Source organism: Anaerotignum propionicum DSM 1682 (assembly GCF_001561955.1).
Taxonomy (GTDB): domain Bacteria; phylum Bacillota; class Clostridia; order Lachnospirales; family Anaerotignaceae; genus Chakrabartyella; species Chakrabartyella propionicum.
In genome coordinates, this window is record NZ_CP014223.1 from 1,052,631 (window position 1) to 1,069,966 (window position 17,336).

Below are 17,336 nucleotides of genomic sequence, written 5' to 3' on the forward strand. Positions count from 1 at the left end.
ACAAAGGAAAAGAGCACATGAGCAGATAGAAAATACAAGTGGGGTGGAGTCTATGAAATCCTTAATCAATTATGGTGAAATTCATTATGGCGATGTGCCAAACCGTCCCAATCAAATAGGCATTATCATTCCCGGCCCTCGGGGTAAGCTTTTGGCTACATTATATACCCCGGGAGGCAAGGGACCCCACCCACTGGTTCTTTTATTCCATGGAATACCAGGAAATGAGCAAAATTTAGATGTAGCGCAAGCTCTTCGCCGAGAAGGCTTGCATGTACTAACCTTTCATTACAGTGGAAGTTGGGGCAGTGATGGAGAATACTCTCTGAAAAACAATTTGGAGGATGCAGAAACGGTATTGGATTTTATGTTGAAAGATAAATTCTACAGTATAGATAAAAGCCGTATATATGCCATTGGTCATAGCTTAGGTGGTTTTGTCTGCGGACAGTTAAGTGCAAAGCGAAAGGAGATTGCCGCTTGTGCTTTGCTAATGCCTTGTGATATCGGAAGGTTTTTCCGAATCAAAGAGGAGGATGGGGCGGCAAGTGAAAGTTTATATCAAATTTTAGAAGAAAGTACTTTGTGGCTGCGTGGTGCAAAAGTGGAGCTTTTCTTAGAAGAAATAAAACAGAATCGTTCTATTTTCCCTTTGGAAACGCTGGCGTGGCAGTTGGCAAAGAAGCCTGTTTTATGCGTGGAAGCCTTATTGGATACACAAACGCCACCCAAGCACCATTGCCATCCTTTAGAAAAAGGAATTCTTTCAACAGGAGGCACACAGTTAAGGGTGCACGCATTACAGACGGACCATTGTGCGGCTGATTATCGTTTGGAACTGATTCGCATTGTAACGGATTACTTTTGGGAAGTTTCTTCTGAAAAAGAGCTTAGCCTATCTCAATAATAAAGCATTTAAAAGTAAAAGGAACGACATACGATTCATTTGTGGTTTTGTAGAAAAAGTATTAAACAGATTAATAAAGGTCAATTGCTCTTCAATTTTTTGATGGCAATTGACCATGTTTGCGTTTAAAAAAGAAAAATAGATGTTTTGTTTTTCGGGTACATTAAGAATATGAATTTTATTGTATGCTGTGGAGAATGAAAAGATTGCGGGGATAAAAAATGATGGAAAATAAGCGTGCTTTGATTGCCATGAGCGGTGGTGTGGACAGCTCCATTGCCGCTTACTTTATGAAGAAAAATGGATATTATTGTGAGGGAACGACTATGCGCCTATACCGTAATGAAGATATTGGGCGATGTGATTTTCGTACATGCTGTTCACAGAAGGATATTGATGATGCCAGCGAGGTGGCTTTTCAGCTGGACATGCCCTATGAGGTTTTGGATTTTACCATGGATTTTCGAGAAAAAATCATAGAAAAGTTTATACGTATTTATGAAAATGGCGGAACGCCCAATCCATGTATTGACTGCAATCGTTATATGAAGTTTGATAAGCTTTTGAGATTCGCTCAAGAGAAGAACTTAAACTACGTTGTAACAGGGCATTATGCAAGGATTGAACAAGATGAAAAAACCGGGCGCTATCTATTGAAAAAAGCATTGGATAATACCAAGGATCAAAGCTATGCTCTTTATACAATGACCCAAAGTCAGCTGGCTCACACCCTGTTTCCCTTGGGAAGCTTACGGAAAAAAGAAGTGAGAGCGTTGGCAGACGAATTGCATTTTGTCAATGCCAGAAAGCATGATAGTCAGGATATTTGCTTCGTTCCTGATGGAGACTACACAAAATTTATGGAGGAATATACGGGCAGACATTACCCAGCCGGTGACTTTTTGGATCAAAAGGGAAATATCGTTGGAAAACATACCGGAGCAGTACGCTATACCTTAGGTCAGCGGAAGGGTTTGGGTTTGGCTATGGGAGAACCTGTTTATGTCTGCGGGAAGTCCATGGACAAAAATACGGTTACCGTGGGGCCTGAATCTGCCCTCTATACCAAAGTCTTAATCGCTGATGACATGAACTGGATTGCCTTTGAGGATTTAGACAAGCCTATGAGATTTCAGGGCAAAACCCGTTACCGCCAACAGGAACAATGGGCTACGGTTTCTCCTTTGGAAAATGGACAAGTGAGGGTGGAATTCGATACCCCTCAACGGGCAATTACGCCGGGACAAGCGTTGGTTTTATATGATGGTGATGTGGTAGTTGGCGGTGGAACAATTTCTGGAGTTCTACCCGAATAAAATAGACGGAGTTACTTAAAAAGGAGAAATACAGAAAATGCTGAACCAATTTTCAAGAACCCAATTGCTCATTGGAGAAGAAGGAATCAATCGTTTAAGTCATGCACGAGTAGCTGTATTTGGCATTGGCGGTGTTGGTGGTTATACCGTAGAGGCTCTTGCGAGAAGCGGCGTCGGTACCTTTGATTTGGTAGACGATGATAAGGTATGCCTAACCAATCTGAATCGTCAAATTATTGCAACACGCAGTACTGTTGGGCAATATAAGGTTGACGTAGCAAAGCAGAGGATTTTGGATATTAATCCCGATGCCGTTGTCAATATCTATAAAACATTTTATGGCCCACAGACCGCGGGAGAATTTGATTTTTCAAGTTTTGATTATGTTGTGGATGCCATTGATACAGTTAGCGGAAAAATTGAGCTGGTGATGCAGGCGAATCAGGCAGGGGTACCCATCATTAGCTGTATGGGAGCAGGAAATAAAATGGATGCTTCTGCTTTTCAGGTAGCTGATATTTATAAAACCTCCGTGTGTCCCTTGGCGCGAGTGATGCGCCATGAGCTGAAAAAACGCAGGGTTAAAAAACTGAAAGTAGTGTATTCCAAGGAGTTGCCTATTACCCCTATAGAGGACATGGCAATCAGCTGTCGCACCCATTGCATTTGTCCTGCGGGTACCGTAAGAAAGTGTACCCAACGGAGGCAAGTGCCGGGGAGTAACGCCTTTGTTCCTGCTGCTGCTGGATTAATCCTTGCCGGTGAAGTGGTGAAGGACTTATCAAATTATGGAGGAAACTTATGATATATTTAGATTATTCGGCAAACACTCCTGTTGCACCTGAGGTATTGGAACGCTTTGTACAGATTGAGCAAGAATTTATGGGAAACCCAAATTCCACTCATCGAGTAGGTAGAGTCGCTCAGGAGGAAATGGCAAAGGTTACGGAGAGCATAGCCCAAGTATTGAAGGTGAATCCTGCGGAAATCATTTATACCTCTGGTGCCAGCGAAGCAAATAATTTGGCAATCAAAGGTATTGCCCGATCCTCCAGACATATGGGAAAGCATATTATTTCCACACCTTTGGAACATTCTTCGGTAAGTGGTTGCCTCACAGCCTTGCAGGAGCAGGGATATGAAATAGATTTGCTTGGGCTGGAAAAGGATGGTACTGTCAATTTAAAAGAACTGAAAGAATTATTAAGAAAAGATACTATTTTGGTGGCAATCTGCAGCGTGGACAGTGAGCTGGGGTGTATTCAGCCTATTTCTCAAATAATTGAAATATTAAAGGCTTATCCAAATTGTCGCCTTCATGTAGATGCAACACAATCTATAGGAAAGACAGAGGTTTCCTTTCAAGGGATTGATACTATGAGCTTCACAGGGCATAAGTTTTATGGATTAAATGGTTGTGGGGTATTGCTAAAACAGAAAAACCTTGTGATTGAGCCTTTGATTCATGGCGGCGCCAGTACGACCATTTATCGAAGTGGAACCCCTACTTTGGGTCTTGCCGCCGCAACGGAGACAGCTCTGAAAATTACATTGGAAGAACAAAATAGCCGTGAAAAAGTGGTGCAAGGTTTGAATGAGAAGCTGCGAAAGGCTTTAACAGCCTATCCCGTTGTTCGGATAAACAGCCCTGAAAGTGCAGTTCCCCATATTTTAAATTTGAGTGTGTACGGTGTAAAGGGAACTGTTTTTCAGAGAGCATTGGATGAAAAGGGTATTTGTGTATCTGTTAAATCTGCTTGTTCTGCCGATGGACAGCCCTCTCGCCCGGTATTTGCGGTGAGTCAAGATCGGAAAAACGCTTTATCCTCTTGGAGAATCAGCTTGAGTCATTTAACCACCGAAGAAGAGATACAAGAATTTTTAAGGATATTTGACGAATGCTACAAAGAGCTTGTGAGATAAATCCAATGAGTGTGAAAGGAAATATTTTTCTGAAATTTAATCAAGGCTTCTTGGGAAAGCGTAAGAAATAAATAAATTGGGTATAAGCTTTATTGATTTAAAATAATTGGAATAGGGGAATGTAGGATGGGAAGGGAATTAACACCGCATCAAATGATAGAACGCAGCATCGTAAAAAAATATAGAAAGGAAATATGGAATCCTTTTATTAAGGCAGTAAAGCAGTATGAATTGATTCAATCAGGAGATAGAATTGCCGTTTGTATTTCCGGCGGAAAGGATTCCATGCTGATGGCAAAGCTTCTGCAAGAGCTCCAGCGCCATAGTGAAGTGCCCTTTGAATTAATATTTTTGGTGATGGATCCGGGATATAATGAAATAAACAGACAGAAAATCGAAAGCAATGCTGCTCTCCTTCATATCCCCATTACAGTTTTTGAAACAAATATTTTTGAAATTGCTAATAATAGTGAGGAGTCGCCCTGTTATCTATGTGCACGCATGCGCCGAGGGCACCTTTACAATAAAGCAAAATTATTGGGCTGTAACAAGATTGCTTTGGGACATCATTTTAATGATGTGATTGAAACTACGGTAATGGGGATGTTTTATGGGTCTCAGCTACAGGCAATGCTGCCCAAACTTCACAGTAAAAACTTTGAGGGCATGGAGTTGATTCGCCCAATGTACTGTATTGGTGAGGAGAGTATTTTGAGCTGGAAACGCTATAACGATCTAGAATTTATTCAATGTGCCTGCCGTTTTACTGAAAATTGTACCATGTGTGATAATGGTGGGGGAGGCTCCAAACGAGAAGAGGTCAAAATTCTCCTTCGCAGACTGAAACGTGACAATCCAAACATTGAAAAAAGTATCTTTAACAGCATTCACTCCGTTTCCTTAGATACAATGGTGGGGTATAAAGCAAAAGGAGTATATCATTCATTTTTGGATAGTTATGAGTCAAAAAAACAATAAGAAAAAAGTTTCATTTATTTGATAACAAATGTATTTTAAATTTGTGAGTTACATGTTAAAGCTATCTAAAAAATAACATAAGCCATGATTTTGAACGAAGTACCAGTAAAATTTGGTACTTCGTTTTTATATGTAGTAAAAATCACGCCTCTCTGTATTCTTTTAAATCCTAAGGAGATTTATAAGTCTGATTTTGTTAGAAAAGAAATAGAGAACCACAATATCGCATTTATGGATAAAAAGCGTTAATAATTGATTTGAAAAGGAATAGCAGCAGTGAAACAAAAGAAAGCTTTGATTTTTATCTCTTTTAGAAAAAATGAACACATCAATGGCAATTTGAAATATAATACCCATTAAAAAAAGGCATAATAAACAAATTTGTTTTTCTGACAAGGAAAAATGTTTTTGAAAAAAAGACAGAATTTTATTGACATATGCTCTCTTCGTGCGTACAATCTTAATATCAGTCATAATTTGACAATGCGCATCACAAGCGAAATTACTTAATCTGGAGGAAGAATAGCATGATTCAAAATATTCGTAAGGTTGCCCTTTTGGGAATGGGAACCGTTGGCGGCGGTGTATATAAGATTATAGAAAAACAGAAGAATGAACTGATTCATAAAATTGGCGCTGAATTAGAGATTTCAAAAGTATTGGTTCGGAACAAAGGGAAATATGCCAATTTGATTGCACCGGAAAAACTGACAGATCAGTGGAGCGATATCATTGAGGATGACAGTATTGAAATTGTTGTTGAGGTCATGGGGGGCATAGAACCCGCAGCCACATATATTAAGGAAGCTTTGCAAAAAGGCAAACATGTTGTAACAGCCAATAAGGACTTGATAGCTGTGCAGGGTCATGAGCTGTTGGAGCTTGCCAAAACAAACCATTGTGATTTATTGTTTGAGGCGGCTGTTGCAGGAGGGATACCAATTATAAGACCACTGAATCAGTGTTTAGCCGGAAATGAAATAACAGAGGTAATGGGAATCATCAATGGCACAACGAATTTTATTCTGACCAAAATGAGCGAAGAGGGGATGGACTTTGCAGAAGCCCTCCAATTGGCGACAGATTTAGGCTACGCTGAGGCTGACCCAACAGCAGATATTGAGGGACACGATGCAGGCAGAAAGCTTGCCATTTTGGCTTCCCTTGCTTTTAACTCTCCAGTAACATTTCAGAATGTATATACAGAGGGTATTTCTAAAATATCTGCAAAGGATATCCGTTATGCCCATGAGCTTGGTTGCGAAATTAAGCTGCTAGGGATTGCAAAAAATACAGAGGATGGTATTGAGGTAAAGGTTCATCCAACTATGATTCCTCAGAGTCATCCCTTGGCGGCGGTAAATGATTCCTATAATGCAGTATTTATTCACGGCGATGCTGTGGGAGATGCTATGTTTTATGGTCGTGGAGCAGGGGAACTGCCTACAGGCAGTGCTGTTGTTGGTGACATTTTGGATGTGGCAAGAAACATTCAGTTTCATTGCACCGGTAGAATCGGCAGCAGCTGTTATAAAAATATTCCCATTAAAGACATTAAAGAAACAAAAAGCAGTTACTATGTGCGCATGAAGCTTGAGGACAGAGCGGGCACATTGGCTGCCTTAGCTGGTGTGTTTGGCAGTAATAATGTGAGCATATCCATGCTATTGCAAAAAACAAAGGATGAAAAAACAGCAGATGTTGTCATTGTTACTTATGATGTTTTAGAAAAACAATTTATGGATTCCATCATTGTGATTTCTAATATGTCAATGGTAAAGGAAATATCCTCTATTATTCGTGTATATCATTAATTGTTGAGGCATGAAAAAGAATAATGAGGTACAGAATATTTTGCAAAAAACTATTTAAGTAGAGGTTCAAAGGTGAAAGGCAAGTATTTTAAATAAAACCGCATTTGCAAAAAGGAATGCATATAAAGTAGGAAAATACCTTGATTGGAACTGGCATTTCTTTGTGATGTATCAGCATAGAAATGTGGGTTCATCGGGAGTATGGAAATTTATAATTATATTATAATATAGAAAGAATGGAGAGTCGAAGTAGGTCGAACTCTGCCATTCTTTTTTTTGGCATTTTCAGTAAATATGACAGACTTCGCATCAAAACATGCCTATAATTTGTTTCAGGAGGGAAGGAATGGAGGCTTCAGTTTATATTGATGTGGTGTTTTTTTGGGAATGGATTATGGACTTATTTCTGCTTTATGCGGCTGGGCGGATTAGCGGTTTTCGCGCCAAGAAATGGCGGCTTTTTGTAGGTGCATTTTTGTCTGCTTTATGTCATTGTTTGCTGTTGATATTCTTGTTTCCGAATAATGGAGGCATTTTTTTATCCTTTGCATTACTAATTCTTGGACTTGGGGTGGCATATTTTCCGAAAAGCCCTAAAAATTTTATCAGGCTTTTTTTAACTGCTCTATTTGCATCCTTTTTGCTGGGGGGCGGTTTGAATGTACTGTTCACAGTTACCCAAGCGCAGAAGGCATTGGGAAGCGGATTGATATTACGGCAAAGGTTTTTTCCTTGGCAATACTTAATATGGGGGATTGCTGTAAGTTACATATTATTAAAAATCGGCGGCAATTGGATAGAAACCCACATACGAAGGCGTAGAGATTTTTGCACTGTGTATATTCGTAAAAATAGCAAATGGGTAGAGGGTCGTGTACTCATTGATACGGGAAACGGGCTGAAAAGAGATGGCAAAGGGGTCATTGTAATGGAATTAGGTGTCGTACTTCCGTTATTTTCCGCAGAAGAGGGCGAAAAGCTAATTTGTGGTGAGCGAGAGAATCTTGAACCAATGCATTACACCAGTTTAGGAAATCCTGAAGGGGCATTGTGGGGCTTTCTTGCAGAAGAATGCAGAATTTGTTTTGGCGAAAAGACAATAAGTTATCACAGGCTGTATATAGGAATTTCCTTTGATTTTTTTAAAGGGGGGTATGAAGGTTTGATTCCCCCTTGCTTGCTGGAGGAGGACGATTTATGAGGCAATGGAAGTATTTCCTGTTTTTAGTGAAGTATCATGCAGGGTTGATTTTGCGCAAATTACGCAGGAAAGGGCAAGAGGTATTTTATATAGGTGGAAGCGACGTATTTCCGCCCCCCCTTAAGCCGGATGAAGAGGCAATTTTATTGGATCAGCTTGGTGGTGAGGATGAGGTAAGGGTAAAATCGGTATTGATTGAGAGGAATTTACGCTTGGTGGTCTATATCGCAAGAAAATTTGAAAATACAGGTGTAAATGTAGAGGATTTAATTTCTATTGGTACTATTGGGTTGATAAAAGCCATTAATACCTTTAACCCTGAGAAAAAAATAAAATTAGCCACCTATGCATCCAGATGCATTGAGAATGAAATATTAATGTATCTGAGGCGAAACAGCAAAACCAAATCTGAGGTTTCCATAGATGAACCTTTGAATGTTGACTGGGAAGGAAACGAGTTGCTCCTTTCTGATATCCTTGGAACAGAAGGAGATGTCATTTACAAAAATATTGAAGAAGAGGTAGATAGGGAGCTATTAAATAATGCAATGGATAAGCTTTCTTGCAGAGAGAGAAAAATTGTGGAAATGCGGTTTGGCATTTTACCTGAAACAACAGAAAAAACCCAAAAGGAAGTGGCGGACCTTCTTGGGATTTCTCAATCGTATATTTCAAGACTGGAAAAGAAAATCATCGGTCGTTTAAAAAAAGAGATTAATAAAATGATGTGAGGTTATTTTATTGTGTAAAAAATTTAAGGTACAAATATCCTTACGGAAAAAATAAGACACTCTTCGAAAAAAGAAGAGTGTCTTATTTTTATGCCCGTAGCATACTGAAAAAAATCATAAATATGTTGTTTGTTTTTACTTCATCTGATGAAATTGAGACTTTAATCAGCTCTTTTTTTAAATTACAGAAATGCTGTATAAAAATGAAATTGAAAAATTGAATTCTAATTATTGCCTGTTTTCAGTCAGGTTACTTTTAAGATTTAGATTGTGTTAGAATTTATAAATTTTTTCAAAAAGGAATACAACAATGATTTTACCTCAAATTGTCACCTAGCATGTCAGACTTACATATTATGTTGTAGAGCTTGCAGTACCTTAAGAGCAATGAAATTGAAAAGAGAGGTGAAACGGATTCTGTAAATTTAGCTTACGGAAGGAAATCTTTGGGAAGGTCACATTACCCATGGATTATATTTTTTGGAGTTATGATTGCTATAGAAATTCTTTTCACAAAAGAATTTTAGTGCTGTAACTGTTTTTGAAATGCAAGCTAAAAAGAGTTCTAAAAGTTTTGTACTGGAAATCTAACGAAAGAAAAGAATTGAGAAAAACAGTTTATAGTGCCTCCGTCAGCGCTTTTGAAACGGTTCTGCTTGCGTAAAAGGGATTCCCTACAGAGTAACATTGTATAGAGATAGCTGATTTTTTGTAATTTTAAGTGACAAGAAGCGTTTCTATCCTAATTCAATTTTAAGAATACACTTTAGTATTAAGATGAAAAAGTCCAAGCTACAACAAGTTAAAGTCAAAATACAATAATATAAAAAAATAAGCAAAAATGTGTTAGGTGCTTAAATTGAACAAATGATAAATTCAGATTTGCATAATGGGATTTTTTAAAATGAGGTTTTAAATAGGCAGGTATACTTTTTCATTCGTAACAGAATGATTTGTAAGCTCTTAAAAGTAAGAGGTTTTTCAATACTAAGTCAATTATTATTTATGAAGGAGGAAAAGAAATGAGTTGTGATTATAACAATGATTTTGATATGAATGATTTACAAGGTATTAATTGGAACGGTAATTGTGGAGGAAATTCACATAACCATTGCTGCTGTCGTGGTCCAAGAGGTCCTCGTGGTCCTCAAGGTCCCCAAGGTCCGGTAGGTCCTCAGGGTCCAGTAGGTCCTCAGGGTGCAACAGGTGCAACAGGTGCAACAGGTCCTCAGGGTCCCGCAGGTCCACAGGGCCCCGCAGGCCCACAGGGTGAAGCAGGCCCCGCAGGTCCCGCAGGCCCTGCAGGAGCAACAGGAGCAACAGGCGCAACAGGAGCAACCGGAGCACAGGGTCCCGCAGGTCCACAGGGTGAAGCTGGCCCCGCTGGTGCACAAGGTCCCGCAGGCGCAACAGGCGCAACAGGTCCCGCAGGCCCCGCAGGTCCTCAGGGTGAAGCTGGCCCCGCAGGCGCGCAAGGTCCTGCAGGAGCAACAGGTGCAACAGGCGCAACAGGTGCTCAAGGTCCCGCAGGTCCACAGGGTGAAGCAGGTCCCGCAGGCGCACAAGGTCCTGCAGGCGAACCGGGCCCCGCAGGTCCCGCAGGCCCCGCAGGTCCTGAAGGTGCAGCAGGTCCCGCAGGTCCTCAGGGTGAACCAGGCGAAGCAGGCCCCGCAGGTCCCCAAGGTGAGCCGGGCCCCGCAGGTCCTGAAGGCGAAGCAGGTCCCGCAGGTCCCGCAGGCCCTGCAGGTGCAGCAGGCCCCGCAGGTCCCCAAGGTGAGCCAGGTCCCGCAGGTCCTCAAGGTGAGCCAGGCCCTGCAGGCGCACAAGGCCCCGCAGGTGTAGCAGGTCCCGCAGGTCCTCAGGGCGAAACAGGCCCCGCAGGTCCCGCAGGCGCAGGTGCAATCATTCCGTTTGCATCGGGCACACCAGCTGTTTTGACCACTGTACTCGGTGGAGTGCTAAATACCTCAAGTGCACTTGGCTTTGGAATTAATGCTTCTGGTATTACCGCTATCGGCGGAACAATTGATTTAACAGGGTTGACAAACTTGGCATTCTCTGTACCCAGAGACGGAACCATCACATCTTTGGCAGCTTACCTTAGTGTCAGCGCAGCGCTTACACTGGTAGGCTCTACCGTTACAGTAACCGCCCAGCTTTACGCATCGGCTACACCAGATGATACCTTTGTTGAAGTTGCAGGTGCAGAAGTTACACTTGCTCCTTCACTAACAGGCATCGTTGCAATTGGTACAGTTCTCAGTGGTGAAACTACCGGTTTAAGCATTCCTGTAACGGCAGGAACCAGGTTACTTCTGGTATTCTCCGCAGACGTAACGGCAGGTATTGATTTGGCAACAGCTGTTGCTGGTTATGCCAGTGCAGGTCTTGGTATTTCCTAAGGCTTTCTTATTAAATAAAGAGGTTAGTTTCCGGTGAATCGGAGAAAACTCTTTTGAAATATTTTAAAAGACTAGGTTAGATTGAAAGGTTAATCAAATTTGAGAAAAGGAGGAAACCAAATGAGTTATAGCTACGACGATAGTTGTGATGTAAATGAATTGGGAAGTTGCAATTGTGGTAGAGGCTCCCATTGCTGTTGTGAAGGTCCTCGTGGTCCCGTAGGCCCTCGTGGTCCAGCAGGCCCGCAGGGTCCAGTAGGCCCGCAGGGTGAAGCCGGTCCTGCAGGTGCCCAAGGTCCCGCAGGCGCAACAGGAGCAACAGGCGCAACAGGTGCAACCGGAGCTCAAGGTCCAGCAGGCCCACAGGGTGAAGCCGGTCCTGCAGGTGCCCAGGGTCCCGCAGGTGCAACAGGCGCAACAGGTGCCCAAGGTCCCGCAGGTCCACAGGGTGAACCAGGTCCCGCAGGTGCCCAGGGTCCCGCAGGTGCAACAGGTGCAACAGGCGCAACAGGTGCCCAAGGTCCCGCAGGTCCACAGGGTGAGGCAGGTCCCGCAGGCGCACAAGGTCCTGCAGGCGAAGCAGGCCCCGCAGGTCCCGCAGGCCCCACAGGTCCTGAAGGTGCAGCAGGTCCCGCAGGTCCACAGGGTGAACCAGGCGAAGCAGGCCCCGCAGGTCCACAAGGTGAGCCAGGCCCCGCAGGTCCTGAAGGCGAAGCAGGCCCCGCAGGTCCCGCAGGCCCTGCAGGTGCAGCAGGCCCCGCAGGTCCACAAGGTGAGCCAGGTCCCGCAGGTCCACAGGGTGAGGCAGGCCCCGCAGGTGCTCAGGGTCCCGCAGGTGAAGCAGGTCCCGCAGGTCCACAGGGTGAGCCGGGCCCTGCAGGTCCGGAAGGCCCACAAGGTCCAGAAGGCCCACAGGGTCCTCCAGGACCAAGCTCAGATTTAACAGGATTACAAGTACAGTTACAGGATAGCAGTGGTGGAACGGTTGCAACAAACACGAATGTTTTGTTTGATACTACAATTAATGCACCTTCTACAAATATAACGTATAACGCAGGTGTGGGAGCGTTCTTCATTAATGCACCGGGTAACTATTTTATCTCTTGGTGGGTAAATACTGATGGTGCAGAAACCTCGCCAAATGTTACTTTTGGTATAAGAGTTATTAGTGGAGGATCAGATATTATTTTGTCTACTTCTCCATCACCGCTTACGACGCTTCAATTAAATGGCACCGCGTTAATTACAGTTACAACCACACCTCTTGTATTTAACTTATTTAACAGCACAGGAACAACGGTAACTTATGGAACCGGAGCGATTCAAGCAAACCTCACAATTATCGAGGTAAGCTGATTCTTATAGGAATAACAGAATATAAACAATGAGTATCCCTGCAATAGCCACTTTAAACCACCAGCAATGCTGGTGGTTTATTTTTTAAGAAAAAAATAAAATTATGAAAAAATAATTATTATAGTGGGTAAACATAGTGGGAATTATTGAGTTGTTTTTAAATGATGGTTTTTTATTCGTATGACAGATTATAGCTTTATGATTGACCATTTTCACATACGAAGGACTTCTTAATTATAAAAATCGCCCTTCATTTTGAAGGGCGATTCCTCTTTATACATCTTGATAATGCAATGGTTCATAATCGGAATTTTGAGTTTTACCATGTCCGCTATCAAAAAACTGCTGTTCTCTGCCGTGTTGTTGACGCTTAATGGCATGAGTGCTATAGCGTACTTCCTGTAATTGGGAGGTTCCTTCTGTAAATTCTAATGCGCGCAAATTTTCTTCCTCCTTTCATTCATATTACTATGCCCAGCCAAAAAAAGATTAAGCAAAAAATCAATATTTTTTAACTGAAGGTAGTCTATTGAATCAATTTCAATGGAAAATTACTTGTTTATAAATTTTATGATATAATAACAATAATAATTAAAATTTCTATAGTGTTTTGAAGTCTGCGGCGTAAGTAAGTTTATTTTATTTAAAATTTATAACTTTAAGGAATCACTGATTCATTTTTGAGTAGATCCAGTTGGGAGATTTCCGTTTGGGGGGATCAAAAGTCTAGACTCCAATAATAACCATCACTGCACCAATTTTAAGAATTAGATGTAATTACGGATGAATGGATTTTTCAAGAGAATAAAATATAATTCGCTTTTTATTTGGTTTTCATTCAAGTTTATGAGAAAGGTGATTGCAGGATGAAGCAAAATATTAATTTTGAAAGTATTGCAAAAGAATTTTTAGAGTCCTTAGGTGTTGTTGTAATTGTTGATACGGAAAGTCGTATTATCTATATGACAGAGAAATATGGAGAGCTTTTTAAAATTCCTAAGCCTTTTCCTATTGGAAAAAAATTACATGAGTATGTACCCGATGAGAGCTTAAGTGCTGTGATTCGTTCAGGAAAAGAAAGCGTAGAGGAATTTTTTGAACATGACGGAAAAACAATGGTTATCAATCGTTTATTAATCCGTAAGGATGACGAGATTTTAGGCGGAGTTGCTTTTACTTCAACAGGGAGCCGCTTAACAGTCAAACAACTAGAGAATAAAATGAGTTTTCTCAATAAGCAAGTGCAATTTTATAAAGACAACTATTTTGAGAATACCGGTACGAAATATAATATAGATCAGATCATTACTCAAGATCAAGAATTAAGAAAGTTAATTGATTTTACAAAAAGAGCCGCTAGAACACGCTCTGCCATATTAATTTATGGGGAAAGTGGGACGGGGAAAGAACTTTTTGCCCACTCCATTCATAATTTAAGCGGACGAGCCAAAATGCCCTTTGTGATTTTAAACTGTGCGGCAATTCCGGAAACATTGTTAGAGTCAGAGCTTTTTGGCTATGCAGAAGGAGCATTTACCGGCGCACTGAAAGGTGGAAAAAAAGGGAAAATTGAACAAGCAGATGGAGGAACCCTACTTTTGGATGAAATAAATTCAATGCCCCTTCAGTTGCAGGCAAAACTTTTGCGTGTAGTTCAAGAGAAAGAAATTCAGGTGATTGGCGGGAAGAATAAGGAAATTGACGTTCGTTTTGTATTTACCACAAATCAGGATTTGGCGGAAATGGTAAAGGAAGGAAAATTTCGAGATGACCTATATTATCGAATTAATGTAGTCGAGCTGAGGATACCCCCTTTAAGGCAAAGAAAAGGAGATATCCCACTTTTGGTAAATCACTTTATTGAGAAATTGAATGAAGAACTTGGTTCCCATATTTTAGGGGTAGACCAAAAAGTGTTGCAGCTTTTGGAAAGCTATCAATGGCCTGGGAATATCCGTGAATTGGAAAATATGATTGAAAGAGCATTCAATTATGCAAATTCAGGAGAGTTATCAGTAGAAGATTTTGAGCGTTTACGTTTAAAAATGAATTTATCCGAAATGAAGCAGGAGAACACGCTAACCCTTCGTGCCGCAAGGGAAGAAGCAGAAAAACTGGCAATTTTACGAGCTTTGAAGCAAACGAAAGGAAACAAGAAAAAGGCGGCTGAATTGCTGGAGATAGACAGAAGTATTCTCTATGATAAAATGCGAAGATATGCAATTAAGTAAGATGGAACCAATAAGTGTTTTCAATTTTCATAATATTAAAGATTCACAAGGCTTGGGGAGAGAAGAAGATTTGCTGTCTTAAAATGTTTTTAATAAAGATTTTGGCAAAATTTCAAACAAATGTAGTGTTTTTACTACACTTTTTTGAGCGATTAAAAAAAGTACATAAAAATCATCTCTTGTTTCGATGTTAAAACAATGTAATTCGTACAAATTTATAATACAAGTAAAACAAGGTAAATAGAAAGTGTAGTAGATACTCAACACATGTTGGTATTTTACTACACTTTTTTATTAGAGATACTTCTTGATTTTATAAAAAATAAAAAAAGCTAAATTTCTTTTTAAAGTTGTTTTCTCGCTGATACAAAGGCTTTCTTAGTATGGAGATACCTTGAAAAAATGTAGATTCAATAATTTGGCACGGTATTTGCTCCTATAATCATACATCATCAGAAATTCATTTTCAAACTAACAGGAGGTCTAAATATGGCTTATACAAAGGAATTCTTAACAGATTTGTACAAAAACTTACTGTACACTAGATTATCTGAAGAAAAATTGGTGGCAATCTATAAGGAAGGTAGAGTGCCTGGTCATATCCATAGTGGTGTTGGGCAGGAAGCAACTCATGTTGGATCACTTTTTACAAGAAAAGTCGGAGATTATTTTAAGCTTGCTCATCGTGTGGTTAGTATTTCCCATGTTTTGGGTGTGTCTTTTAACAATATATATGCAGAAATTTTGGGCAGACAAGATGGTAACTCCCGTGGTGGCGGTGGTGTCAATCACATTGCTGATTTTAGCAAGGGTGTTTTGGGTATGAGTGGCACTTTGGGTTGTGATATGGCTTTTGCTGTTGGTGCTGCTTACAAACTAAAGATGGAAGGCAAAGATAATATTGTTTACTGCTATTATGGCGATGGTACTTCAAACCGTGGACCTGTTCACGAAGCAATGAACTGGGCGGCAGCGTGGAAATTACCAGTTTTGTTTATTCTGGACAACAATCAGTGGGCAATTTCTACTTGCATTTATGAATCCACCGCTGTAGAAAATCCTGGTGCTGACCGTGCACCTGCGTATGGCATCCCGGCGAAGGTGGTTGACGGCTCTGATGTTTTGGCGGTATACGAGGCGGCAAAAGAATTGTCTGAGTATGTGCGTGCCGGTAATGGCCCTGCTCTTTTGGAAGCGAAGAACTATCGTTGGAGAGGGCATTTTGAAGGGGATCAATGTAAATACCGTGATCCTGCTATCACAGAAAAGTGGCAGAAAAAGAGAAACTGCGTGAAAAAGATGGAAAACTATATGCTGGAAAACAATGTTCTCACAGAAGCTGAAATCAAAACCATGTATAGCGACATTGATGCAGAGCTGGATGCTGCGGTGCATTTTGCGGAGGCATCTCCTAAAGCGACTGCAGAGGATCTTTTCAAAAATATTTTAGCATAATTTGATGGATAAAATCTAAGGAGGTTTCACATATGCATGTAACTTATGGACAGGCAATCTCGGATGCCTTAAGAGAAGAAATGGAAAAGGACGAAAACGTTGTTGTGTTTGGCGAGGATGTTGCCCAACACGGCGGAATTTTCGGTATTACCAGAGGTTTATACGAAATTTTCGGTGAAGATAGAGTGAAAAATACACCAATTTCCGAAACATCAATTATTGGTGTTGGTGCGGGTGCAGCATTGGTTGGTTTAAGACCTTGTATTGAATTGATGTACTCTGACTTTTTGTTGGTAGCATTCAGTGAGATTTATCACTGTGTTGCAAAGTGGAGATTTATGCATGGAGATCAATACAAAATTCCCATGGTTATCCGTGCGGCGGCTGGTTCTGCTTTTGGTGCAGGTGCAGAGCACTCCAACTGTGTAGAAAGCTTATTTATGCACACCCCCGGTTTAATCATCATCAGCCCTTCCACAGCGGCAGATGCAAAGGGTCTTTTGAAGAGCGCAATTCGCTCAGACAATCCTGTTTTATTCTTTGAACATAAGCAGTTATATCAGGTGAAGGAAGATATTCCTGATGAAGAATACACAATCCCCATTGGTGTTGCAGATATTAAAAGAGAAGGTAGTGATGTTACCATCGTAGCCATTGGTTTGATGGTGAAAAAAGCTATGGAGGCTGCGGAAAAATTGGCTGCGGAGGGCATTAGCGCGGAGGTGCTTGATCCAAGGACCATTGCGCCATTGGATAAGGAGACAATCCGCGAATCCATAGAAAAGACCCATCGGGCAATTGTTGTGGAAGAGGGCAATAAAACAGGTGGCATTGGTGCGGAAATCGCAGCGATGATGCAAGAGGAAATGTATGACGAATTAGATGGACCTGTTTTGAGGGTTGCGGCGTTAGACGTTCCTTTGCCTTATGATGTAGCGCTGGAGCTGGTTTGTATTCCCAATGCAGACAAGATTGTGGAAACAGTGAAGAGACTATTTTGATTTTAAGAGGCACTGTTTCAT

General features: G+C 41.2%; 14 protein-coding genes. 13 read left to right on the forward strand and 1 reads right to left on the reverse strand.

Features of this window, described 5'->3' with window-relative positions; translation table 11 throughout:
• Window positions 1-52 precede the first annotated feature (52 nt).
• The 10 genes from CPRO_RS05030 to CPRO_RS05075 all read left to right on the forward strand — a co-directional run bounded on the left by CPRO_RS05030 (window position 53) and on the right by CPRO_RS05075 (window position 12,628).
• Complete coding sequence (locus CPRO_RS05030) at window positions 53-907, forward strand: alpha/beta hydrolase family protein (RefSeq protein WP_066048587.1); 855 nt, start codon at window positions 53-55, stop codon at window positions 905-907.
• 221 nt (window positions 908-1,128) lie between these two features.
• Window positions 1,129-2,223: a tRNA 2-thiouridine(34) synthase MnmA gene (gene mnmA / locus CPRO_RS05035; RefSeq protein ID WP_066048591.1), complete on the forward strand. Its 1,095-nt coding sequence runs from the start codon at window positions 1,129-1,131 to the stop codon at window positions 2,221-2,223.
• A gap of 37 nt (window positions 2,224-2,260) precedes the next feature.
• The gene (locus tag CPRO_RS05040) at window positions 2,261-3,028 is read left to right on the forward strand and encodes a tRNA threonylcarbamoyladenosine dehydratase (RefSeq protein ID WP_066048594.1); all 768 of its coding nucleotides are present in this window, start codon (window positions 2,261-2,263) and stop codon (window positions 3,026-3,028) included.
• Window positions 3,025-4,146 (forward strand): cysteine desulfurase family protein, encoded by a 1,122-nt coding sequence (locus CPRO_RS05045; protein WP_066048596.1) that lies wholly within the window; start codon window positions 3,025-3,027, stop codon window positions 4,144-4,146. Before CPRO_RS05040 ends, CPRO_RS05045 begins: the two co-directional genes overlap by 4 nt.
• Before the next feature lie 126 nt (window positions 4,147-4,272).
• The gene (locus CPRO_RS05050) at window positions 4,273-5,124 is read left to right on the forward strand and encodes a tRNA lysidine(34) synthetase (protein ID WP_066048599.1); all 852 of its coding nucleotides are present in this window, start codon (window positions 4,273-4,275) and stop codon (window positions 5,122-5,124) included.
• A gap of 527 nt (window positions 5,125-5,651) precedes the next feature.
• Window positions 5,652-6,938 carry a homoserine dehydrogenase gene (locus tag CPRO_RS05055; RefSeq protein WP_066048602.1) on the forward strand — a complete coding sequence of 429 codons (1,287 nt, stop codon included), beginning with the start codon at window positions 5,652-5,654 and terminating at the stop codon, window positions 6,936-6,938.
• A gap of 346 nt (window positions 6,939-7,284) precedes the next feature.
• Window positions 7,285-8,139, forward strand: a complete 855-nt coding sequence (locus CPRO_RS05060; protein WP_066048605.1) for a sigma-E processing peptidase SpoIIGA — start codon at window positions 7,285-7,287, stop codon at window positions 8,137-8,139.
• A complete protein-coding gene (sigE, locus tag CPRO_RS05065; protein WP_066048608.1) occupies window positions 8,136-8,870 on the forward strand; it encodes an RNA polymerase sporulation sigma factor SigE in 735 nt (244 codons plus the stop codon). The genes CPRO_RS05060 and sigE overlap by 4 nt, the downstream gene beginning before the upstream one ends.
• A gap of 1,022 nt (window positions 8,871-9,892) precedes the next feature.
• A complete protein-coding gene (locus CPRO_RS05070) occupies window positions 9,893-11,272 on the forward strand; it encodes an exosporium glycoprotein BclB-related protein (protein WP_066048613.1) in 1,380 nt (459 codons plus the stop codon).
• 120 nt (window positions 11,273-11,392) lie between these two features.
• Complete coding sequence (locus CPRO_RS05075; protein ID WP_066048615.1) at window positions 11,393-12,628, forward strand: collagen-like protein; 1,236 nt, start codon at window positions 11,393-11,395, stop codon at window positions 12,626-12,628.
• A gap of 273 nt (window positions 12,629-12,901) precedes the next feature.
• On the opposite strand, the gene CPRO_RS15235 is transcribed toward CPRO_RS05075, so the two are convergent.
• Window positions 12,902-13,069 carry a hypothetical protein gene (locus tag CPRO_RS15235; RefSeq protein ID WP_157881634.1) on the reverse strand — a complete coding sequence of 56 codons (168 nt, stop codon included), beginning with the start codon at window positions 13,067-13,069 and terminating at the stop codon, window positions 12,902-12,904.
• A gap of 425 nt (window positions 13,070-13,494) precedes the next feature.
• Here CPRO_RS15235 and CPRO_RS05080 point away from each other — a divergent pair, with 425 nt between their 5' ends.
• The 3 genes from CPRO_RS05080 (at window position 13,495) to CPRO_RS05090 (ending at window position 17,315) form a co-directional block, all read left to right on the forward strand.
• On the forward strand, window positions 13,495-14,859 hold the full coding sequence (locus CPRO_RS05080; protein ID WP_066048617.1) for a sigma-54 interaction domain-containing protein: 1,365 nt from the start codon (window positions 13,495-13,497) through the stop codon (window positions 14,857-14,859).
• Window positions 14,860-15,348: 489 nt separating this feature from the next.
• Entirely contained in the window at window positions 15,349-16,314 is a 966-nt protein-coding gene (locus CPRO_RS05085; protein ID WP_066048620.1) for a thiamine pyrophosphate-dependent dehydrogenase E1 component subunit alpha, read from the forward strand.
• Window positions 16,315-16,346: 32 nt separating this feature from the next.
• Window positions 16,347-17,315, forward strand: coding sequence for an alpha-ketoacid dehydrogenase subunit beta (locus CPRO_RS05090; RefSeq protein WP_066048623.1), 969 nt, complete (start codon window positions 16,347-16,349; stop codon window positions 17,313-17,315).
• Window positions 17,316-17,336 lie beyond the last annotated feature (21 nt).